The 22,923-nt window shown below is 37.5% G+C and carries 21 protein-coding genes, 1 riboswitch and 1 other annotated feature; of the genes, 13 read left to right on the plus strand and 8 right to left on the minus strand.

Annotated features, from left to right (window positions below; all coding sequences use genetic code 11):
• The first annotated feature begins 510 nt into the window (after positions 1 to 510).
• The 4 genes from BAZO_RS21960 to BAZO_RS19535 all read left to right on the plus strand — a co-directional run bounded on the left by BAZO_RS21960 (position 511) and on the right by BAZO_RS19535 (position 3,460).
• On the plus strand, positions 511 to 666 hold the full coding sequence (locus tag BAZO_RS21960) for a cyclic lactone autoinducer peptide (RefSeq protein ID WP_081585792.1): 156 nt from the start codon (positions 511 to 513) through the stop codon (positions 664 to 666).
• 118 nt (positions 667 to 784) lie between these two features.
• Positions 785 to 1,342, plus strand: coding sequence for an accessory gene regulator ArgB-like protein (locus tag BAZO_RS19525; RefSeq protein ID WP_003333208.1), 558 nt, complete (start codon positions 785 to 787; stop codon positions 1,340 to 1,342).
• A 94-nt stretch (positions 1,343 to 1,436) separates the two neighbouring features.
• Positions 1,437 to 2,699, plus strand: a complete 1,263-nt coding sequence (locus BAZO_RS19530; RefSeq protein ID WP_003333209.1) for a sensor histidine kinase — start codon at positions 1,437 to 1,439, stop codon at positions 2,697 to 2,699.
• 8 nt (positions 2,700 to 2,707) lie between these two features.
• Positions 2,708 to 3,460 carry a LytR/AlgR family response regulator transcription factor gene (locus tag BAZO_RS19535; protein WP_003333211.1) on the plus strand — a complete coding sequence of 251 codons (753 nt, stop codon included), beginning with the start codon at positions 2,708 to 2,710 and terminating at the stop codon, positions 3,458 to 3,460.
• Positions 3,461 to 3,509: 49 nt separating this feature from the next.
• On the opposite strand, the gene BAZO_RS19540 is transcribed toward BAZO_RS19535, so the two are convergent.
• From BAZO_RS19540 to BAZO_RS19550, 3 genes are read right to left on the minus strand one after another with little or no spacing between them, the layout of a single operon-like run.
• On the minus strand, positions 3,510 to 4,322 hold the full coding sequence (locus tag BAZO_RS19540; RefSeq protein ID WP_003333212.1) for an ABC transporter permease: 813 nt from the start codon (positions 4,320 to 4,322) through the stop codon (positions 3,510 to 3,512).
• Positions 4,303 to 5,079: an ABC transporter ATP-binding protein gene (locus tag BAZO_RS19545; protein WP_003333213.1), complete on the minus strand. Its 777-nt coding sequence runs from the start codon at positions 5,077 to 5,079 to the stop codon at positions 4,303 to 4,305. The genes BAZO_RS19540 and BAZO_RS19545 overlap by 20 nt, the downstream gene beginning before the upstream one ends.
• A gap of 18 nt (positions 5,080 to 5,097) precedes the next feature.
• Positions 5,098 to 6,090, minus strand: a complete 993-nt coding sequence (locus BAZO_RS19550; protein ID WP_003333214.1) for an ABC transporter substrate-binding protein — start codon at positions 6,088 to 6,090, stop codon at positions 5,098 to 5,100.
• 159 nt (positions 6,091 to 6,249) lie between these two features.
• On the opposite strand from BAZO_RS19550, the gene BAZO_RS19555 reads away from it, so the two are divergent.
• Positions 6,250 to 7,074, plus strand: coding sequence for an alpha/beta hydrolase family protein (locus BAZO_RS19555; protein WP_003333215.1), 825 nt, complete (start codon positions 6,250 to 6,252; stop codon positions 7,072 to 7,074).
• Positions 7,075 to 7,234: 160 nt separating this feature from the next.
• Here BAZO_RS19555 and pckA read toward each other — a convergent pair whose 3' ends face one another.
• Positions 7,235 to 8,821 (minus strand): phosphoenolpyruvate carboxykinase (ATP), encoded by a 1,587-nt coding sequence (gene pckA, locus BAZO_RS19560; RefSeq protein WP_003333216.1) that lies wholly within the window; start codon positions 8,819 to 8,821, stop codon positions 7,235 to 7,237.
• Between the two features lie 174 nt (positions 8,822 to 8,995).
• A riboswitch (SAM riboswitch) is annotated at positions 8,996 to 9,168 on the plus strand.
• Positions 9,169 to 9,359: 191 nt separating this feature from the next.
• Here pckA and metK point away from each other — a divergent pair.
• From metK to BAZO_RS19575, 3 genes are all read left to right on the plus strand, one after another.
• Positions 9,360 to 10,559: a methionine adenosyltransferase gene (gene metK / locus BAZO_RS19565; RefSeq protein ID WP_003333217.1), complete on the plus strand. Its 1,200-nt coding sequence runs from the start codon at positions 9,360 to 9,362 to the stop codon at positions 10,557 to 10,559.
• Positions 10,560 to 10,826: 267 nt separating this feature from the next.
• Positions 10,827 to 11,033, plus strand: coding sequence for a cold-shock protein (locus BAZO_RS19570; RefSeq protein ID WP_003333218.1), 207 nt, complete (start codon positions 10,827 to 10,829; stop codon positions 11,031 to 11,033).
• A 211-nt stretch (positions 11,034 to 11,244) separates the two neighbouring features.
• Entirely contained in the window at positions 11,245 to 11,445 is a 201-nt protein-coding gene (locus tag BAZO_RS19575; RefSeq protein WP_003333219.1) for a cold-shock protein, read from the plus strand.
• Positions 11,446 to 11,910: 465 nt separating this feature from the next.
• Here BAZO_RS19575 and BAZO_RS19580 read toward each other — a convergent pair whose 3' ends face one another.
• Positions 11,911 to 12,423 carry a gamma carbonic anhydrase gene (locus tag BAZO_RS19580; RefSeq protein ID WP_003333220.1) on the minus strand — a complete coding sequence of 171 codons (513 nt, stop codon included), beginning with the start codon at positions 12,421 to 12,423 and terminating at the stop codon, positions 11,911 to 11,913.
• Between the two features lie 305 nt (positions 12,424 to 12,728).
• Between BAZO_RS19580 and BAZO_RS19585 the strand changes: the two genes are divergently transcribed.
• Positions 12,729 to 13,520, plus strand: a complete 792-nt coding sequence (locus BAZO_RS19585; protein ID WP_003333221.1) for an alpha/beta hydrolase — start codon at positions 12,729 to 12,731, stop codon at positions 13,518 to 13,520.
• 35 nt (positions 13,521 to 13,555) lie between these two features.
• Positions 13,556 to 14,635, plus strand: coding sequence for a tetraprenyl-beta-curcumene synthase family protein (locus BAZO_RS19590; protein ID WP_003333222.1), 1,080 nt, complete (start codon positions 13,556 to 13,558; stop codon positions 14,633 to 14,635).
• A 30-nt stretch (positions 14,636 to 14,665) separates the two neighbouring features.
• Here the strand turns inward: BAZO_RS19590 and mnmM are convergent, their stop codons facing one another.
• Together mnmM and mnmL are read right to left on the minus strand one after the other, a co-directional pair.
• Positions 14,666 to 15,241 carry a tRNA 5-(aminomethyl)-2-thiouridylate-methyltransferase MnmM gene (gene mnmM / locus BAZO_RS19595; protein WP_003333223.1) on the minus strand — a complete coding sequence of 192 codons (576 nt, stop codon included), beginning with the start codon at positions 15,239 to 15,241 and terminating at the stop codon, positions 14,666 to 14,668.
• Positions 15,238 to 16,194 (minus strand): tRNA modification radical SAM protein MnmL/YtqA, encoded by a 957-nt coding sequence (gene mnmL / locus BAZO_RS19600; RefSeq protein ID WP_003333225.1) that lies wholly within the window; start codon positions 16,192 to 16,194, stop codon positions 15,238 to 15,240. Before mnmL ends, mnmM begins: the two co-directional genes overlap by 4 nt.
• Positions 16,195 to 16,497: 303 nt before the next feature.
• Between mnmL and BAZO_RS19605 the strand changes: the two genes are divergently transcribed.
• Together BAZO_RS19605 and leuS are read left to right on the plus strand one after the other, a co-directional pair.
• Positions 16,498 to 16,773, plus strand: coding sequence for a YtzC family protein (locus BAZO_RS19605; protein ID WP_003333226.1), 276 nt, complete (start codon positions 16,498 to 16,500; stop codon positions 16,771 to 16,773).
• Positions 16,774 to 16,836: 63 nt separating this feature from the next.
• Positions 16,837 to 17,078 (plus strand) — a binding site (T-box leader).
• Between the two features lie 144 nt (positions 17,079 to 17,222).
• The gene (gene leuS / locus BAZO_RS19610; protein WP_003333227.1) at positions 17,223 to 19,643 is read left to right on the plus strand and encodes a leucine--tRNA ligase; all 2,421 of its coding nucleotides are present in this window, start codon (positions 17,223 to 17,225) and stop codon (positions 19,641 to 19,643) included.
• A gap of 134 nt (positions 19,644 to 19,777) precedes the next feature.
• Here the strand turns inward: leuS and BAZO_RS19615 are convergent, their stop codons facing one another.
• Positions 19,778 to 21,046, minus strand: coding sequence for a BaiN/RdsA family NAD(P)/FAD-dependent oxidoreductase (locus BAZO_RS19615; protein ID WP_003333228.1), 1,269 nt, complete (start codon positions 21,044 to 21,046; stop codon positions 19,778 to 19,780).
• Positions 21,047 to 21,245: 199 nt separating this feature from the next.
• Here BAZO_RS19615 and BAZO_RS19620 point away from each other — a divergent pair, with 199 nt between their 5' ends.
• Positions 21,246 to 22,886 carry a putative polysaccharide biosynthesis protein gene (locus BAZO_RS19620; RefSeq protein WP_003333229.1) on the plus strand — a complete coding sequence of 547 codons (1,641 nt, stop codon included), beginning with the start codon at positions 21,246 to 21,248 and terminating at the stop codon, positions 22,884 to 22,886.
• Positions 22,887 to 22,923: the final 37 nt, after the last annotated feature.

A 22,923-nucleotide genomic window follows, 5' to 3' on the forward strand; every position in this document is an offset into this window, starting at 1 on the left:
CTCTGCGAAAGTTGAGTTATATTCTTAATCAAAGTATTACTATGGAACCTCTAAAAGACCTAGTAGACCTAATACACTATTAACTAGACTTAAAATAAAATTTAATTATTCTATTAATAATTCTATCTTTTTCACCTCCTTTTACCGTATTATCTTTCTACAGAAATCGATTCAATTGCGGCGGCTTTGTTGCTTTATATCGATTTTCAGCACCAATACTATAAACACTAGTAGTGGTTAATTAGAATTTTAGGACAAAACATTTACAAGTAGTCATATTTTTCCGAAAATTGAATATTATGATCCTTTTTATAACAAAATGTGCGAATTAACAAAAAAACATTGCGTTTAAGAAGGGAAAATTGTCTTTTAGGAAAAATCAACCATTAAAATTACAGATTCTTTATAATTAGGTAGAAAAAAGAGGAGATTGAGAAACGGGAAAAACTATTTTTATTTCTAGCTAGTAATTATTATTAGCACTCATTTTAAAAAGAAAGGGGGATTCTGATGAATAACTATCGTTCAACAAAAAGTTTACTGATTAAAAAACTTTCTAATCTTGTTATTGCCTTTAGTGGGATAGCTGTTATACAAGGCTGTACTTTTTTTCTTCACGAGGAAGAACTACCGGAGGTACTCAAAAATGAACATCCTTTTAAATAAGTAAAACTAAGGATGCTATAGCTTGATATCACATTATTAAAAGCAGCAAAACAATGTTAATTGCTAGGCTGCTTTTAATTTGTCTTTATTGGTATAATTAGGGAGCGGGGGCGAATTAATGCAGCAACTGGAGCAGCGACTTGTTCATTATTTAACACAAGCACATTATACAGAGGTGGAAAAAGCGAAAATTGCTTTTGGCGTAAAGTTAATACTTTCTGATCTATCCAAATTTATCGCTGTTTATGGGGTAGCTATTCTATTAGATTGCTGGTTTCAGGTCATTATTATGCACTTGGCCTTCTATTTTTTACGTCAAGTTAGCTTGGGGTATCATTTTTCTAGTAACCTTCAATGCGTGATATGGAGCATTTTTTTGTTTCCTGTTCTTTGTAAGATTCAAATAATTATTACTTTTGAACATCATCTGCTGCTTCTATTAGCAAGTACATTTATATTATTTCTTTTTGCACCTGTAGGTACAAAAAAACATGGAATTGTCAGCCAGAAACATCGTAGCTACTTACAAAAAAAGTGTTGGATTCGATTGGTCATTATTCTCGTACTCTATCTTTTACTACCTCAAAATATCCAACCATTTATCGCTTTAGGTGTCAGTGTTCAAGCTATCCTAGTAATCATCCAGCTCATTCTAAATAAGAAAGCGGCATTTTGATGACGGTCTATCATTCAATCAGAATAAATTATCACCTGCATAAAAAAACAAAAAGCACTGCCATTGAAAATGGCAACGAACAGGATAATATAGCATGATAATTATTGGAATTATAGAATTTATCGCATTATTTATAGCAGTATTATTTTTGGCTAATATTAGAATTGATTTATTAAAGTTAATAGTAGGATTTATTTTAATTTTAATTCCCTCGTTGATAGGTTTTTTCTATTTTTCCCAAGGGGTAGGAATTATCGTTTTATTCGTAGGTTTGTCTTTTTTATTTTATATATTGGCGAAAACGAAATGGGTTCTTATTGATGTATGTATAGTCATGATGCTGGGAATCTTAGCAGATAATATCTCTCAATTTTTACAAAATAAACCGATAGGCGGTCATGATTCAATTATTATGCATATTATCTTGTTTAATTGTGTCTTCTCTGCACTTATCGTACTTTATAAAGTGATTTTGAAAAGAAAGATGACATATGTCTACCTATCTTTTGTCAATCAATTAATTATAATAGTATTGATAATTGTTACTGTTGCAATTTTCTATATTAACGTCTTTGTCTTACATACGAAGATGCTTGTAATAATAAATATAGCTATCCAATTACTCTATCTTTCGCTTATTATTTTATTATTTTCATTATTACTAAGAACAACCAAAAAAGAGTATATGGTTAAGCAAAAAGAAATATTGCAACAACATTTTAGTGAATATACCAAAGCATTGGCAAAAGTAAATGAAGATATGCAAAAGTTCCGTCATGATTATATGAATATATTATTATCAATTCGGGGCTACCTTGATGAAAAAAATATAGATGGCTTAACGGATTATTTTTACACATACATTATTCCTACGGAGCAGCAAACACTGTTTCGTAATAAAATGTTTGGTGTACTTGAAAAATTAGAAGTATTAGATATTAAAAGTATTATTGCCTCTAAAATGATCCAAGCAGAAAGGGAAAATATTGAGGTGAATCTCGAAATTCCTCAGCAAATTTCACAAATTAATATCGATCCAATTGATCTTACACGTGTAATTGGCATCTATTTAGACAATGCAATAGAAGCTAGTGAAAACATTAAAAATCCTTGCATCAATATGGCTTTCTTCCAAAATACTGAAGAAAATATTATTATTATTGAAAATAAATGTAACCCAGACAACCTGCATCTAGACAAGCTGTTCAATAAGTCCTTTTCTACTAAAGGAGAACAGCGCGGACTAGGTTTGCTTAATGCACGCTCTATTTTAAATAAATATGATCATATAACAATGAATACACGTATTGAAAAAGATTGGTTTATCCAAGAAATACAAATTGACCAAAGGAGTTGAAACAAACCATGCGTGTTATTTTATGTGAGGACGATCCACAACAGCGACGATTCTTACAATCTACTATTTTGCAATATACGAGTTTTCACGAAACGAATATAGAACTAGTACTTTGTGCAGCAAAACCTGAAGAAGTGATGACCTATCTTACAGATCATCAGGCGGATTGCTATTTTTTGGATATTGAGCTAGATGCGGACATAAACGGACTAGAACTGGCTCAATTCATTCGGGAAAAGGATCCTTTAGCCAATATTATCTTTATCACAACATTTGCCGATAAATTGAAACTGACATTTACCTATAAACTAGCAGCATTAGATTATATCCTAAAAGAAGCTCCAAATTTAAAAGATAATATCATTTCTGCTTTGCAAGTGGCTTTTGAAAAGTATGAACAAATTCATTTCAAAGAAGAAACAGGATTTTTTGCATTAAAAATCGGGGAGTTCATCAAAAAAGTACGCTTTGAAGATATTTATTACTTTGAGACCTCACACCATGCACATAAAGTTATCCTAAGGGAGATAAATGGTTTCTATGAATTTTACGGGAATTTAAAAGAAATTGAAGAAAAAATAGATGAACGCTTTTTCCGTTGTCACCGCAGCTATTTGATTAATCTTGATTATATAGAAAAACTTGATATGCAAAAAAGACAAGTGTTGCTGAAAAACGGTACCATTTGTGATGTCTCTTATCGTTATTGGAAAAACTTAAAACAGCACTTTTTACAAAGTCAATTAACAGGACACAAGTAACAAATAATATTTAAACTAGTAGCAAATTTGGCTCCCCGAATCCAGATAGCTATGCTTCATTTTTCACAAGCTTCTTTTCAAGCCACTCCACCAATTTGTACATAATCGTTGCAAATACTGCTATAAGCAACAGGCTCATTAATACGAGCGTAAAATTGAAGACCTGGAAGCCGTATATAATTAGATATCCGAGCCCCTTAGCGGATACAAGAAATTCCCCGACAATAATCCCAACCCATGATAAGCCTACATTCACCTTTAACGTTGAAATGATTGTTGGAAACGAAGCGGGAAGGATCGTGTGCTGGAATGTTTGGACTCTTGTCGCTCCGAACGTTTGCATTACTTTAATATAATTGGAATCTACCTCTCGAAAAGACGTGTATACAACGATTGTTGTAATGATAACGGATATAATCGTTCCCATGGCAATTATGGAGGTATAACCTGGTCCCAAAGCAACGATAAGGATCGGTCCTAAGGCTACCTTTGGCATCGCGTTTAAGATGACGAGGTAGGGGTCAAGGATATTCGATAACCGTGGCGACCACCATAGGATGGCAGCTAAAATTGTACCTAACAATGTCCCTAAAATAAATCCTAGAATCGTCTCAAACAATGTAACTTGTAAATTAACAAGCAAAGAACCGTCGCTTATTTTTGTTAAAAATAAATTCCACACTTTCGTAGGAGAACTGAAAATTAGTGGATCAATCCAGTGATATTTACTGGAAATTTCCCATAAGCCAAAAAAGGTAATAAAAATAAGAAGCTGCCAAAATTGAGTCAAGCGTTTTTCTTTTTTTAACGTCTGTAAATATTCTTTGTGCAGAAGCTCTGTGTTACGTTGTTTTTGACTCAAGATTGTTCAACTCCTCCCATATGATTTGGAATAACTCTGAAAAACTCGGATGCTGCCTCGCTGCAAAAGGGGTAAGGCCTTGTAACTCTTTTGGGACAATAAAGGATTGTGCGATTTCTCCTGGATTTGCTTTCAGGAGGAAAATACGGTCACTCATGGCGATGGCTTCGCCGATGTCATGGGTTACCAAAAGCGCTGTTTTATTATACTCTTTTAAAATTTGAAACACTAAATCTTCAAGTTTAAGCTTTGTTTGATAATCAAGTGCGGAAAAGGGCTCATCAAGCAAGAGAATTTTTGGATATGTTGAAAGTGTTCGAACTAATGCCACGCGCTGGCGCATTCCACCTGATAATTCACTTGGATACTTTTTTTCTATGTTTTCCAACTTCATCTCTTTTAGAAGATCAAGAGACTTTTGATAATTTTCCGGGGTATCGATTTTCATTATTTTTAAACCAAGCGTAATATTTTCCTCGATTGTTTTCCACGGGAAAAGATAATCCTGCTGGAGCATATAACCGATCATCGCCTTCTGGTCGCTAACATTTATGCCATCAATTTTAATAGAACCTTCCGTCGGTTCTAAGAGTCCCGCAATGATCGAAAGTAATGTTGTTTTCCCACAGCCGCTAGGGCCGAGGAAGGAGATAAATTCCCCCTCCTCAATTGAAAGTGATATATTTTCTAGAGCCGTAGTTGCTGTTTTTGGAGAAAAATAGGTGTGATAAACATTTTCGATTTCTAAAAAGCTCATTGGAGAAAAACCTCCCTCCTATTTAGCCATCACTTTTTTCGCAATGTCTGTATTTACAAGTGTTTCATAATCAATTCGTTTTGGAAGATCACCGGCTTCATCCATAATGTCCTGTAAGTTGTTCCACTCTTCTTCATCCAAAATTGGATCGGTAGCAAAGGAACCTTGGCTCTTATAGCGGTCAACAACCGTTTCAATAATGGATAGGTCCGTGTCTTGGAAATGTGGCGCAATTGCTTCGGCAATTTCTTTCGCACTATGCTCCTGAACCCAAATCTGTGCTTTATAAACAGCTTTCGTGAATTTTTCAATAACCTCAGGATTTTCCTTCATGTAGCTATCCCGAGCCATAAATGTTGTATATGGAACATGACCGGACTCCGTTCCAAATGATGCTACAATGTATCCTTTTCCTTCATTTTCAAAAATACTGGCTGTCGGTTCGAACAATTGCACATAATCGCCTGTTCCAGAGGCAAAAGCATTCGGGATATTAGCGAAATCGATGTTTTGAATCAAAGTCGTGTCATTATGCGGATCAATACCATGTTTCTTGAGAACGAATTCTCCAACCATTTGCGGCATGCCGCCTTTACGCTGTCCTAGGAAGGTGCTGCCTTTTAATTGCTCCCATGTGAAATTGTCAACTTTTTCACGAGCAACAAGAAACGTGCCATCAGTTTGAGTAAGTTGCGCAAAGTTGATGACCGGATCCGTTGCACCTTGGGCTTCCACGTAAATTGAGGTCTCAGAGCCTACTAAAGCAACATCCGCTCCGCCTGTTAACAAGGCTGTCATTGTTTTATCTCCGCCCCAAGTAGTCGTCATTTCAACATCAAGGCCCTCTTCAGCAAAAAAACCTTTTTCAAGCGCTACATATTCTGGGGCATAAAAAATCGAGCGAGTAACCTCAGCCAGCCTAACCTTCTGTGGTGTATCTTGTGAACATGCCGTAAATGCAAATAGAACAAGTAAAGATATTGTTACCACCATTAGTTGACGAAATTTCATATTATACAAACCCCCTTGAATTGAATCTAAAATAGACTATGATGAAAGAATAAAATGTGTGAATGCCCATGTAAAAATTTAAATGGAGCCATGCACCAATTGTCGGTGGGGGTGCCTGTCCCCGCATGGCAGTTGATATAGCAGAAGGGAGTTAAGTTAGTGTTGAAGTATGTTAACATAATTGATTCGCAACGATATCCTTCACCGCACCCTGAGATCGATGTCTTTCTCATTACATATTTAAGCGATCGTTACCGGGTTAAGGCTTTTTTAGCCGTTCCAAAATGGGAGCCGGAGCGGAGAAATGGGAAGTTTCCAGGCTTTTTATACTTAAGAGGTGGAATTAAAGGTGTAGGAATGGTGCGAGTTGGAAGAATCATTCAATTTGCCTCGGAAGGCTTTGTTGTAGTTGCACCATTTTACAGAGGGAATTGCGGTGGGGAAGGTTATGAGGATTTTGCTGGGGAAGATCGAAGAGATGCCTTTGAGGCATTTGAAATATTGAAGGAGCACCCTTTAGTGGATCGCAATAATATCCATATATTTGGCTTTTCCCGTGGAGGTGTGATGGCATTAATTACAGCGATTGAAAAGCCTGATGCGAGATCAATCGTGACATGGGGAGGTGTCTCCGATATGACTTTAACATATGAAGAAAGAGAAGATCTCAGAAGAATGATGAAGCGGGTGATCGGTGGAACCCCGGCTAAGGTTCCTGACCAGTACAGCTGGAGAACCCCGTTAGACCAAGTAGAAAAAATCAATGCCCAGGTATTAATCATCCATGGAGCACAGGACAAAAATGTATCAGTGGAACATGCGTATTTATTGGAAAATAAGCTAAAAGAGCATGGTAAACGGTATTCTAAATGGATTTTCGAGGAATACACCCATTACTTCCCGCCACAAGTTAATCGTCAAGTTGTTCAGAAACTAGCGCAATGGATGCAACAAGGTGAGGATGGTACCGCTATAAGAATTTAATCCAACATCAAATGCTCTCAGGGGTCGGTTTGATTATGGATAACAAGCGATTACAATCATCTTCAAGAGAACAAATCAAACTAAGTCTGTCATCCTTTTTCATTCCAACAAAAAAAGCACGGAACCCCATCAAACGGGCATCACCGTGCTTTGAATTTTATTATTTTACCAATGGACCTGCATTTTTGATTTCGTCAGATACATCACCGAACTGCTTGAAGTTTTCATTGAATGCTTGTGCTAATTCTAATGCTTTCTTCTCGTATGCAGCACCGTCAGCCCAAGTTTTCTTAGGTTGTAATACTTCATCAGGTACTCCAGGGCAATGTAATGGAATTTGTAATCCAAAGATTGGGTCTGTTACTGTTTCAACGTTGTCTAAATCTCCTTCAAGAGCAGCACGAACCATTGCTCTAGTGTAAGAAAGATTCATACGCTTACCAACGCCGTATTCACCGCCAGTCCAACCAGTGTTAACTAAGAATACATGTGCATTGTATTGGTCGATTTTTTCGCCAAGCATTTCAGCATACACTCTTGCTGGTCTTGGTAAGAATGGGGAACCAAAGCATGTTGAGAATGCTGGTTGTGGTTCAGTGATGCCACGCTCAGTTCCAGCAACCTTACTTGTATAGCCACTGATAAAGTGGTACATTGCTTGCTCTTTAGTTAAACGGCTTACTGGAGGTAAAACGCCAGAAGCATCAGCTGTTAAGAAAATAATTGTATTTGGATGTCCACCAATACTTGGTGTTACGATATTATCAATTGCGTGAATTGGATAAGCCGCACGAGTATTTTCTGTTAATGATGAATCATCATAATCTGCCACTCTAGTAGCATCGTCAAGAACTACGTTTTCTAATACAGTACCGAAACGGATTGCATCCCAAATTTGTGGTTCCTTTTCTTGAGACAGGTTAATACATTTAGCGTAGCAGCCACCCTCAATGTTAAATACGCCATTATTAGACCAACCATGCTCATCATCACCAATTAGACGACGATTTGGATCAGCAGATAATGTTGTTTTACCAGTACCTGATAATCCGAAGAATAATGCTACATCACCTTCTTGACCGATATTGGCTGAGCAGTGCATTGGCAATACATTCTTTTCAGGTAATAAATAGTTCATAATAGAGAAAATGGACTTCTTCATTTCACCAGCATACTCAGTACCACCGATTAATACTGTTTTTTGCTCAAAAGAAATGATAATAAATGTTTCTGATTTTACACCATCAACAGCTGGATCAGCTTTGAAATTAGGTGCAGTTATTACAGTAAATTCCGGAGTATGTGACTGTAATTCTTCATCAGTTGGACGAATAAATAATTGATGAACGAATAAATTATGCCATGCATATTCGTTGATTACTTGAATTGGTAAACGATATTTAGTATCTGCCCCGGCAAATCCTTGGAAACGGAAGATTTCATCTTTGGAACTTAAGTAATTTAACACTTTTTGATAAAGTGAATTGAATACTTCAGAAGAGATTGGTTGGTTAACGGAACCCCAATCAATTTTATCTTTTGTTGAAGCCTCTTCGACAATGTATTTATCCTTTGGTGAACGGCCAGTATATTTTCCAGTTGTAGCACGGATAGCACCTGTTGAAGATAATACAGCTTCTTCTCTTGATAGTGTTTTTTCCACTAATTGTGGAACAGACAGATTATGATGGACATTAGCTCCACTAATCACATCCTTTAATTCAATCGTGTTACGAACAGAGTTCATGAACAAAACCTTCCTTTTCATTAATTTAAATCATTTTATAATCTAATCTATAATATGTTAAATAGTATAACATATTTAGATTAATAGTCTATACTATTTAAAATCTTTATCTAATTTTTAAATTTTAATTGCAAAATATGGTTTTCTACGATACTATAGGTCAGAACGGATACTCTCTTATCCCGAGTTGGTGGAGGGGGGACAGACCCTAAGAAACCCGGCAACCGACACTATTATTATTTCCATGAAATTATCGCAACTATCCGGTTTATTTCGTTGGAAAATAAAAAATGGTGACAAGGTGCTTAACCTGTTGCAAGACAAGCTTTTGTCTTGAGCGATAAGAGTGAAAGGCTTAGTTGATTAAACAACCTTTCCTCATTTATTTGTAGGAAAGGTTTTTTTGCGTCTTTATATGATTTATTTTGAGTTTTTTATACAAAGATGGATACCTTAAAATATAGAAAAGGTATGAGCCAACGTATAAAGGGAATGAGTACCGTTAAAATTGATTTATTCTTAGGAGGTACATATTTAAATGACAAAGAATCGTCGTTTGTTTACTTCAGAATCAGTAACGGAAGGACACCCGGATAAAATATGTGATCAAATTTCTGATGCTATTTTGGATGAGATCCTTAAAAACGATCCAAACGCTCGTGTAGCGGCTGAAACGACTGTAACAACAGGCTTGGTACTAGTTGCCGGCGAAATTACCACATCCACTTATGTGGATATTCCAAAAATTGTACGTGAAACAGTTGATGGCATTGGGTATAATCGTGCAAAATATGGATTTGATGCTGAGACATGTGCTGTTTTAACATCGATTGATGAACAATCTCCTGATATTGCAATGGGTGTTGATAAAGCGCTGGAAGCCCGTGAAGGTAAAATGTCAGATGAAGAGATTGAAGCGATTGGAGCAGGAGACCAAGGATTAATGTTTGGATTCGCTTGTAATGAAACACCTGAATTAATGCCGCTTCCTATTTCATTGGCACACAAACTATCACGCCGATTGGCAGAGGTTCGTAAAAATGAAACCCTTTCCTATTTACGTCCCGATGGTAAGACACAAGTAACGGTTGAGTATGACGAAAACGATAAACCGGTGCGCATTGATGCTATTGTTGTATCCACACAGCATAATCCGGAAATATCATTAGAACAAATTCAAAAAGATATTAGGGAATTTGTCATTAACCCAATTGTTCCAAAAGAGCTTATTGATGAAAAAACAAAATACTTCATTAATCCTACAGGCCGTTTCGTAATTGGCGGACCTCAAGGTGATGCTGGCTTAACAGGCAGAAAAATTATTGTTGATACTTATGGAGGATATGCACGTCATGGCGGTGGTGCATTCTCTGGGAAAGATCCAACAAAGGTTGACCGCTCAGCGGCTTATGCAGCAAGATATGTAGCCAAAAATATTGTTGCAGCTGGGTTAGCTGAAAAGTGTGAAGTCCAGCTTGCCTACGCAATTGGTGTTGCCCAACCGGTATCGATTGCTGTTGATACGTTTGGAACTGGAAAGGTTTCAGAAGAGAAGTTAGTTGAAGTTGTCCGTAATAACTTTGACCTTCGTCCTGCTGGAATCATCAAAATGTTAGACTTACGTCGCCCAATCTATAAAGAAACGGCTGCTTACGGACATTTTGGTCGAATCGACCTTGATGTACCTTGGGAAAAAACAGATAAAGCAGAAAGACTACAAAAAGAGGCATTACAATAATAATAGAGGGTAGATAAGCTTTAGAAGTTTATCTATCCTTTTTTTTAGAGGGAATGGGCGCATATCCATAATTTTGAAATAAATTGGTATAAAAATGTTTTATAGGGTATACTATGAAAAAGGGTTTAAAAATTCATATTTTGAAGTCGCTTATTATAAAGATATAACACATCCTATTTTGTTATGTTTTTATAATAAGTTTTTTTGTTGCAATCATGGCTAATTTGGATTTTTTATGAACATAATTCTCGAAAGGTGTGGTAGGTAATGGCTTTTGGAAGAAGACCAGTAGAAGAGGTTGTTACAGAGGAGACTAAGGTGTGGGTGTGTACTTCAGATGATTGCAACTGTTGGGTTCGTGATAACTTCAAAAGTAGTGACGAGCCAGCTTGTCCATTATGTCATAGCGAAATGAGCCCAAGTACTAAAATGCTGCAGGTCGTTGAAAATCACAGCCGACATAATTTTAAATAAAAATTTGACTTAGGAAATTATATGGTATATTATTAGGCATACGCTATTAAGTTCGTTTATAAAATTTTGCATGTATATACGTAAGTCGTGACTGCAAATGGAATGTGGACGATTACTTTCTCCACAATTTGTAGTTACGGCTTTTTTATATTTGATTAAATGTAAGTAAATAAGCTTATGGTGATTAATAAAAATATTGGAGGAAATACAAATGAAAACTGGTACAGTTAAATGGTTTAATGCAGAAAAAGGTTTTGGATTTATTGAAGTTCAAGGTGGAGAGGATGTTTTCGTACATTTCTCAGCTATTCAAAGCGATGGCTTTAAGTCATTAGAAGAAGGTCAAAAAGTTTCTTTCGAAGTTGTTGAAGGAAACCGTGGACCACAAGCTGCTAATGTTCAAAAAGCATAATTAGCGTAATAGAATATAGCATGGGGTTGTCAATGACAGCCCCCCTATATATTTTATCTACTAAACTCCTCTTGGTTGATTCCATCTTTTTATCCCACATTATTTTATTTTTCAAATTATCTAATGTTTAAATTGATTAACAAGTTGGTTTTTATAAGCTAATTCCCATGGCGCGGCCTAGGAGCCGTAAAGATGAAAGAGAGGCAGGGCTTTCGTTGTTTTAGATATATCTGTCGAGAAGTGTTTAGTAAAAATAACAAGGAGACTATGCTTCAAAGCTAAAGTCTCCAACTACATATAATTTTAATTTATTCGTAATTGTCTAGCTACAGTGCCCAGCGACTCGAAAAACTTCACAGGCCTCCCTACGATAAGTCAACATCGACTCACCATGCTCGTCGTGTTTCCTTTATCTCAGTCGACATGCTCCAGTTTTTTCGTCGCTAGACGGGCACCTCCGCTTTTCTATTTTTGCAAACCTTTATAAAATTGACCTTTTTCTACATATTCCCGTCTAATTCTAGCCATGTCTTTCAGGTCTTCTTCATTCAATTCGCGGACGACTTTCGCGGGGCGTCCAAATGCTAATGTGTTTGGCGGAATTTTTTTGCCTTGAGAAACGAGGCTGCCGGCACCGATAAAAGCACCTTCCCCAATCTCAGCACCATCCAAAATCGTTGAGCCCATCCCAATTAAAGCATTTTTTCTAATCGTACAGCTATGTAAAATAACCATATGTCCCACTGTTACGTCATCTTCTATTATTAGCGGGTTATTAGGACTTTGGTGAAGGACTGAGTTGTCCTGGATACTTACACGATCCCCGATAATGGTCGGGGCTACATCGCCACGGATGGATGTATTGAACCAAATATTAGTTAATTCACCAATCGAAACGTCACCAGTTATAGTTACATAATCTGCAATAAAAGCGCTTTCTGCTATTTTTGGATATTTTCCCTTGAATTCATAAATCATAACAATATCATTCCTTTTTAAAAAAATTTGTGTCTTGAATAAAGGTCCGCTCAAACCATAAAATGATTGTATCATGGATAATTGGTAAAATTAACTTTATTCAGCGGAAAATTCTTTTAATCATAAAATGGAGAAATGACTCCCATTATGTATTACGTATCAATAGAGATTCAAACCCCTGCTGAATAAAGTTAAGCCTCTGGCGAATGCCTCAGATTTTTTAGAGGAAATTATCGAGCAAGCTCGATAAAAATCTGGGCGCCAATACACCAAGGCATATTTGATTAGTAAAGGAGACTTTTTTCATGTGGAAGTGGGAAGTTGAAGACCCTCGTGGAGTGTTTGTAGTTGTTCATGGTGCATTTGAACATCAGGGACGCTATAAGTGGTTAACAGAAATGTGGAAAGCAAGCAAAATGAATGTAGTACTTGGCGACTTGCCTGGTCAAGGTACTTCTACAAGAAAAAGAGGGCATATCGATTCTTTTAATGAATATATAGATACGATTTGCGGATGGATTGAGGAAGCAAGAGTGTATGATTTACCGATCTTTTTGCTTGGCCACAGCATGGGGGGCTTAGCTGTCATTCGGACATTGCAGGAAAAACAATTACCTATAAAGGCAGCTGTTTTGTCTTCTCCGTGTTTAGGACTAACAAACCCACCACCGAAAGGGTTACAATTAGCTGCAAAAGCTTTAAATGTAGTCGTTCCTTCCCTCCGGCTTGCTTCCCATATGGAACCGAAAATTGCGACACGAAATAAAGAAGTGATGCAATTCGATGAAAATGACTCGCTTTATGTGACAAAGGTTTCTGTCCGCTGGTATCAAGAGCTTATGAAGGCAATGGAGCAGGCAAATCGAAATATTGATAAATTACCTGATGATATTCCGGTATTACTGATGCAAGCAGGGGCGGATAAAATTGTCGATAAAGTTGTTGTAAAAGAATGGTTTAATAAAATAAAAGTAAATGAAAAGCTTTATAAAGAATGGCCAAAGCTTTATCATGAAATTTTCAATGAACCGGAAAGAGATGAAGTATTTAAATATGCCAAAGGTTTTATAGAAATGCAATTGCAAAAATCTTTTTAATTTTTTTGATAGATCTTGTTTGGAGTGAAAAAGGATTGACAGCACCAGGCTACGTATTTTACTTAATGAAAAAAATATATAAAAATGTTTTTCCAAATGTCCATCAACAATTAAATAAATGGAAAAAAAAAGCGAGCGAAATTCCTGATCCTGAACTTAGAAAGCAGGCATTAGCCAGTATTAATTCGAAAACCTTTCATTGTGAAGGTGGAGGAGTCTATGCCATTTTGGCAAGGGAATCACTAACCGATTGTATTGAATTCATTGTCGCTTATCAAACGATTAGTGATTACTTGGATAATTTATGCGACAGAAGCACCTCCTTAGACCCAGTTGATTTCAAGTGCCTGCATGAGTCGATGCTGCATGCCTTAACACCGGGTGCAAGTACGAAAAATTATTATTGCTACCGCAAGGAGCAGGATGATGGGGGCTATTTGTGTGAATTAGTGGAGACATGTCAAAAAACTCTTATGAGAGTAAAGCACTATGAAAAAATTGCTCCTTATTTACATGAATTAGCTTCCTATTATTGCGACTTGCAGGTGTACAAGCATATTAAACCTGAAGAACGGGTACCTGAATTGGAAGCATGGTTTGAATTGTATAAGGAAAAGCTGCCGAAAATGGAATGGTATGAATTTTCGGCCTGTGCAGGTTCAACATTAGGAATTTTTTGCTTAGTTGCCTATGGCTTCAATTCAGTTTTTACTGACAAAGAAATGTTGCAGGTTAGACAGGCTTTATTTCCATATGTCCAAGGCCTTCATATTTTATTAGATTATTTTATTGATCAAGAAGAAGATAGGATAGGCGGGGATTTGAACTTCTGCTTTTATTATCCAAGCCCGGAAGTATTAAAAATAAGGCTTGTTCATTTTTTTGAACAAGCCAATGTACATATTAAAGGATTACCGGATGAAACTTTCCATCGCTTAATTAATCATGGACTTTTAGGTCTATATCTTTCCGATCCGAAGGTAAAGAGACAAACCGAAATTCAACGTGTTATGCGAAAAATTTTAAAAAGCGGCGGATTTACTTCCTTATTTTTTTACATAAATGGACGTTGGTATCGTAAAAATGTAGGACAAAATAGAAAGGTTGCCTCTTAAGTTTCTGTTGAGACAACCTTTCACTTTTTGTTATTTGATTTTTTCTATTGCGATTACAAATGGTGCATGATTAATTTGGTTCAAAAATTGATATTGCAGCACTTGGGCCTGTTTTTGATCAATCGTTTTAACATATTGAATCAACTGATCCCGTTCAATTTGACCCTCGGGATGTCCATGGTAGACAACAAGTACAATGATTCCACCCGGGGGCATCATTGTTAGCAGCTGTTTCACGGCGCTTATGCTAGAGTCCGGGGTTGTAACAATGGTTTTGTCTCCACCCGGTAAATAACCTAAATTGAAAATGGCAGCTTTGATTTTTTTATGAAGTTCTGGTGGAATAACAGATTCAATTTGATCATGACTTTTTAGAAAAAGTTCTACTCTTATCTGGAGTTCATATTCTTGTAGGCGCAGGTGTGCCTTTTCCAGCGCATCCTGCTGGATGTCAAAACCGTAAACCTTTCCGCTTGAACCCACCAAATTGGCCAATAATACCGTATCATGACCATTTCCAACGGTCGCGTCGATAGCAATATCTCCTTCTTTGACAGCAGCTTCAAGCAATGAATGGGCAAACGGCAAAACTCGTTTCAACATCATTGCGAACATCCTTCTTTGACTGCTAATTTACCCTGCCAACTATCGCGTCTTTTCAGCTCGGCATCAATCGCATTTAAAACTTCCCATTTCTTTAGACTCCACATTGGACCAATCATTAAATCGGGCGGCCCGTCACCTGTGATGCGATGAATCACAATTTCAGGGGGTAAAATCTCCAATTGGTCACATACTAAATTTACATAATCCTCAAAAGATAAAAATTGGAGCAAGCCTTTTTCATACTGCTTGACCATCGGGGTTCCTTTTAGCAAATGAAGAAGGTGAATTTTAATTCCTTGAATATCAAGCTTTGCAACTTCTTTTGCTGTTTCTAACATCATTTCTGGTGTTTCTTGCGGAAGTCCATCAATAATATGGGAACAAACTCTAATACCATGCTTTCTGAGCTTTGTAACGCCTTCTTTGTAACAGTCATAGTCATGAGCACGATTGATTAGATTTGCTGTTGATTCATGTACGGTCTGAAGGCCAAGCTCGACCCATAAATAAGTCCGTTCATTCAGTTCTGCCAAATATTCAACGACATCATCCGGGAGACAATCCGGTCTTGTTGCAATCGACAAACCGACTACATCGGGCTGTTGTAAAATAATTTCATATTTTTCTCGAAGCTCTTTAACAGGTGCATACGTATTTGAAAATGCTTGGAAATAGCCTAGATATTTTCCGTCTTTCCATTTCTCATGCATTTTCGTTCTTATATCATTAAATTGTTTAACTAAATGATCGGTACGATTACCGGCAAAATCACCGGAACCGGCAGCACTACAAAAAGTACACCCGCCATGGGCAACCTTTCCGTCCCGATTCGGGCAGTCAAAGCCGCCATCAAGTGCCACCTTAAATACTTTATGTCCAAATGTTTCACGTAAATGGTAGTTCCATGTATGGTACCGCTTTTGGTCAGTTGTATAAGGGAATGAATTCTTCATCTGTATTCCCTCCTTCTTTTGAAATTACTTTTGTGTTATTAAACACACTGTGTCATTTTAGCATGATAACCACTTTTGGGACAAGAGGTTGGGACGCAGGGTCGGGTTCTGTGGTCAGGAGTTCCCCAGAGCCAGAGTTCCCGACCCTGTGTCCCGGAGCAATCCCGTGGCCCAGAGCCAGAGTTCCCGACCCTATGTCCCACCCCAACCCCGTGGGCCGTATAACAATCCTGCAACCTGTACAAAATAATAATGCTGCACCTAACCAAAACCTACTCCATTTAAATAAAGGAGGAATCTTCAATGGCAACACGTGCATCAGTTGACCAACATATCAACAGAGCTGAAGAAGCTTGTAAATACGCATTAGAACAATTGGAAGTTGCGAACCAGCAAGAGCATTACAATACGACTGAGTATATAGATGCGCAAATGATGTTAAATGAGTCCTACATGGAACTGCAAAAGCTAATGTTAAGCTCCAATAAGCAGCAGAAAGAGCGTTTATACCGGATGCAATTACAAATTAATCGCATCCAAAATGATATGATTTTAGATCAGCAAAACTTATTAATGTAGCTCATATTTGCCAATGGACTTGACAATGAACCGGTAAATTCTTAAAATACAGACTATATGATATAAACAACTATGATGAGGAATAGTAATGGTTGATGAGTCTTCTAGAGAATTGGCGGTTGGTGCAAGTCAATAGCTTATCATCATGAACTCGCCTTTAAGTTGCAAATGTGAAAAATAGTAATGTTTGCCGTATTGTCCGCGTTAAGGAATTAGAAGTGGGTTAATCTTTATATGAATGGTGTATAAAGATTTGCTAATGTGGGTGGTACCGCGGGAAGTTCAAATAGCCTCTCGTCCCTGGTTATTTTCAGCTGGGGCGAGAGGTTTTTGTATTGGTAAAAGTTATAAACTTACATAAAAGTGGGTAACTTCAATTAATAAAGTATTTCAAATAGAAAACTACCATACATACATTGAAATAAAAAATAAAAGCAGGAGGTTTTTTTATGTCATTTGATCATAAAATTATCGAAAAGAAATGGCAGAACCATTGGGAAGAAAATAAAACATTTAAAACAACAGAAGACAAGGACAAGCCTAAATTTTATGCATTAGACATGTTCCCTTACCCTTCAGGTGCCGGATTGCACGTTGGACATCCAGAAGGCTACACAGCTACAGATATTTTATCCAGATTGAAGCGTATGCAAGGATATAATGTACTTCATCCAATGGGCTGGGACGCATTCGGTCTTCCTGCTGAGCAATATGCTTTAGATACAGGAAATGACCCAGCAGAATTTACAGCTAAAAACATAAATACATTTAAGAGACAAATCAAATCACTAGGATTTTCTTATGATTGGGATCGTGAAATTAATACAACGGATCCAAATTATTATAAATGGACACAATGGATTTTCCTAAAGCTATATGAAAAAGGCTTAGCTTATGTTGATGAGGTGCCTGTTAACTGGTGTCCGGCATTAGGAACAGTTCTTGCCAATGAAGAAGTAATTGATGGAAAAAGTGAGCGCGGCGGTCATCCGGTTATTCGTAAACCGATGAGACAGTGGATTTTGAAAATTACTGAATATGCAGACCGTCTTCTTGAAGATTTAGAGGAGCTTGACTGGCCTGAAAGCATTAAAGAAATGCAGCGCAATTGGATTGGACGTTCAGAGGGTGCAGAAATTATATTTGAAATTGCTGGCACAAATCAAAGCTTTGAAGTATTTACAACAAGACCGGATACCATTTTTGGGGCAACGTATGCGGTATTAGCACCGGAACATCCATTAGTGGCTGAAATTACAACAGCTGAGCAAAAAGCAGAAATTGATGCCTATCTTGAAAAAGTTCAATCAAAGAGTGACCTTGAAAGAACAGACCTAGCAAAAGAAAAAACAGGTGTGTTTACAGGTGCTTATGCCATTAATCCTGTTAACGGGGAGAAAATGCCAATCTGGATTGCAGACTACGTGTTAATGGGCTATGGTTCAGGGGCGATTATGGCTGTACCAGCACATGATGAACGTGACTATGAGTTTGCTGTGAAATTCGAATTGCCAATCAAAGAGGTAGTAGCCGGCGGAGATATTTCGAAGGAAGCCTATACTGGCGACGGTGTTCATGTTAACTCCGATTTCTTAAATGGTTTAAATAAAGAAGATGGGATAAAAAAAGCAATTGAGTGGTTTGAGTCCAATAGTAAAGGTAAGAAAAAAGTATCATACCGTCTACGTGATTGGTTATTTAGCCGCCAGCGTTATTGGGGTGAGCCAATTCCAGTCATCCATTGGGAAGATGGCACAACAACAACTGTACCTGAATCTGAATTACCTTTAATTCTTCCAAAAACCAATAATATTAAACCATCTGGAACAGGCGAATCACCACTTGCCATTATTGAAGATTGGGTGAATGTAGTAGACCCTGAAACAGGTAAAAAAGGTCGTCGTGAAACAAATACAATGCCACAATGGGCAGGCAGCTGCTGGTATTTCTTACGATTTATCGACCCAGACAACAGTGAGGCACTTGCAGATCCCGAAAAGCTAAAACAATGGCTGCCAATTGATATTTATATTGGTGGAGCCGAGCATGCTGTCCTACACTTATTATATGCTCGTTTCTGGCATAAATTCCTTTATGATATTGGAGTTGTCCCAACGAAGGAGCCGTTCCAAAAGTTATTTAACCAAGGTATGATTCTTGGTGAAAATAACGAAAAAATGAGTAAATCAAAAGGAAATGTAGTAAATCCAGACGACATCATTGAAAGCCATGGTGCCGATACGCTTCGCCTTTATGAAATGTTTATGGGACCATTAGATGCTTCGATTGCATGGTCAACAAACGGACTTGATGGAGCCCGTCGTTTCCTAGATAGAATCTGGCGCTTATTTGTAACAGATACTGGCACATTAAATGAAAGAATTCAAAAAGGTACCAATTTAAAATCTTTAGAACGTGTTTATCACCAAACAGTGAAAAAGGTAACAGACGATTACGAGCATCTACGATTTAATGTGGCTATTTCACAAATGATGGTATTTATTAATGAAGCGTACAAAGCTGAAGTTCTACCATATGAGTATATGGAAGGCTTTGTAAAATTAATCTCTCCAGTTGCCCCACATGTGGCAGAAGAACTTTGGGAAAAACTTGGTCACGGTGAAGGCTCTATCAGCTTTGAACAATGGCCAACTTACGATGAATCAAAATTAGTTGAAGATGAAGTAGAAATTGTTGTCCAATTGAACGGCAAGGTACGTACAAAGCTTAATATTCCAAAGGATGCAACGAGAGAAGTGATGGAAGAGATTGCAATGAAAGATGAAAAAGTAATCGAAGGCATTGAAGGCAAAACAGTACGCAAAGTTGTTGCAGTACCAGGGAAATTAGTTAATATTGTTGCTAACTAAATACATTAAAAACACGACATTCCCATTTGGGGCGGAAATGTCGTGTTTTTTTGTAGAAAGCTTGAATATGCTAAGTTATCTATAATCAAACGGAGCCCGGACCTTATTTGGTGAGGATAAAAGAAGGGTAGTGACTACTTGCTTTGCTTCCCCGCATTCAACCCAGCCAGTCGCCCAGTTACTAATGCTGCTGTAATATTATAGCCGCCCGTGTACCCATGAATATCTAATATTTCACCGCAAAAATAAAGCCCGTTCATTAGTTTTGAAGACATTTCCTTAGGGTTAATCTCTTTTACTGAAACGCCGCCGCCGGTAACGAACGCTTTTTCAATAGGCAATGTACCATTGACCTTGATTTCAAATCTTTTTAAATCTTTAACAAACCCGCGGATTTTATCATTGGGCAAATTCGCATAGGTGATTGACTCGTCAATTTCATTTTTCTCAAGTAAAAACAATAGCAATCGTTCTGGAACAAAGCCCTTTAAAACATTTTTGACCGCTTTTTTAGGATCAGCTTTGATTTTTTTCATGATTTGTTGAAAAAGCTCTTCTTCGTTCACAGTAGGAAAAACATCAATGGCAACAATAATTTCGTTTACTTTAAACTTTTGTAAGGCCTTTACAACAAATTGACTGCAGCGCAAAATGGCTGGACCAGACAAACCGAAATGTGTGAAAATCATATCCATTTGATGGGTAACGATCGGTTTTCCTTTTTTGGGATCCAAAACAGAAACAGCAACATCTCTAAGTGAGAGCCCCTGCAAAGCTTTATTTTTAATAAAAGGCTCTGAAGATGTCACAGGAACTTCAGTAGGGTAAAGGTCCGTTATTGTATGACCAGCTGCTTTTGCCCAAGCATAGCCGTCACCTGTTGAACCAGTATGGGGGACTGATTTTCCACCGACTGCAACAACAACAGCACCAGAATGATAGGTTTCTCCATTATGCAACTCCACACCAACGGCACGGTCACCCTCGTATAAAACCTTTTTAACTGCTGCCTTCGTCCGAATATCCACATGCAGCTTCTTCAGTTGATTCAAAAGGGCGTCAATTACTGTTTGCGATTGATTTGAAGCGGGAAACATCCGTCCATGGTCTTCTTCTTTAAGTTTGACTCCTAAATTTTCAAAAAAGCAAATAATATCGAGATTATTAAATTCGGAAAAGGCACTATATAAAAACCGACCATTTCCCGGGATATGTTTGATGATTTCATCAACCGGTAGACGGTTCGTAACATTGCAGCGCCCACCGCCGGAGATTGCTAGTTTCCTGCCAAGGTTGTCCCCTTTATCTAACAACAGTACCTTGCATTTTTGTTCAGCGGCAGCGATGGCCGCCATTAGTCCTGATGGGCCGCCGCCAATGACGATTACATCATATTTGTTCATAATTACACCAGCTTTGGGAACATGGGGACGGTTCTCATGTTCCATATTTTTATAGGATAATGATTATTTCGGAATGGAACACGAGAACCGTCCCCATGTTCCGCTTTCCTAGGCTCATACTGTATGTTAAAATACAGAAGTTGTGTTTGCTTGTCAAATGCTACCGAAAAGGTCTTATTTTACATAATTGGAGGGCGAAATGTCCGGTTCAAAATTTCTTAAAGGAACATTAATGCTTACAGGAGCAACCTTCCTGTCTAAATTTCTGGGAATGATTTATGTATTTCCTTTTCAATCTATCGTTGGTTTAAAAGGGGGTACGCTCTATGCTTATGCTTATATTCCATACACGATTCTTTTAAGCATGGCAACAATGGGGGTACCGCTTGCCGTTTCAAAATTTGTTTCAAAATACAATGCATTAGGAGATTATTATACAGGTAGAAGGCTTTTTAAAACAGGCTTATTGTTGATGTTTATAAGTGGTCTCGTTACCTTTTTAATTTTTTATAGTATTTCTCCTTGGCTTGCACCGAAAATTGTTGGGCAAAATGAATATGGGATTAAACATGAAGAAGTCGTTTATGTTCTTAGAATGGTGAGTACAGCCCTTATTATCGTTCCGATGATGAGTATTATCAGGGGATTTTTTCAAGGCTATCAATCAATGGGACCAACGGCCATATCACAGGTCATCGAGCAAATTGCGAGAGTCATTTTTTTGCTGGCTGGAAGTTTTCTTGTCATGAAAGTATTAAATGGCGATTTGCATACGGCTGTCGGTTTAGCTGTTTTTGCGGCTACTGTGGGTGCAATAGCGGGTATGGGTGTCCTCATCTGGTATTGGGTAAAAAGAAAAGAAAATCTTGATGAATTTCTTGAACAGAGCACAACCCAAAGTAGTTTAACAACAAAGGAAATGCTGTTGGAGCTGCTTTCGTATGCCGGACCGTTCGTATTCGTTTCATTAGCGATTCCATTATATCAATTAGTGGATGAATTTACATTTAGTCGTGCCATGGAAAGTATAAATAAAGGCGGCGAATATGCCGAGAATTTATTTTCGATTTTTAATATGTATGGTCATAAATTAATTATGATACCAGTATCACTTGCAACAGCATTTGGTTTAACGCTTGTACCAACGATTACGGAATCATTTACCGCGAGGAATACGCCGCGATTAAACAAACAAGTCTCACAAGCTTTACAAATTGTTATGTTTTTAACATTACCGGCTGTGTTTGGACTGGCGATGGTGGCCGGGCCGGCAATCGGTGCCCTTTTTAGTGTTGAGCATATTGATATCGGGGAAGGGATTATGCTTTATTATTCCCCTGTGGCGTTATTTTTTGCTCTCTTTACCGTTTCCGCTGCCATTTTGCAAGGAATCAATCAGCAGCGGTTTGCTGTTTATAGTATGTTCGGAGGCTTCCTTTTAAAGCTAGTTTTGAACATACCGCTTATTAAGCAGTTTGAAATTTATGGCGCCATTAGTGCAACAGCGATCGGCTTTTTATTTTCAATTATGTTTAATTTTTGGGCAATTAAAAAATATGCAAATGTCCGTTTTAACTATACGATTCGCCGCAGTTTACTAATTACTATTTTTGTAGGAATTATGGTGGCGGTTGTTCAATTGGTAAAATGGATTCTTTCCTTTGTTATTTCTTATGAAGATGGACGTGGTCAATCCATTGTTGTGTTGGTTCTTTCAATTACAGCAGGTGCCGGTGTTTATTTATATTTAAGTATTCAAAGTAATCTAGCGGGAAGTATTCTTGGCTATCGATTTAAATTTTTACAAAAACAAAAACGAAGGGAAAAGGCGAACAGTTAAGTCCGCCTCTTTTCCTAAACTGGGACAGAGAACCCGA

The organism is Schinkia azotoformans LMG 9581, assembly GCF_000307855.1.
Classification (GTDB): Bacteria; Bacillota; Bacilli; order Bacillales; family Bacillaceae_J; genus Schinkia; species Schinkia azotoformans.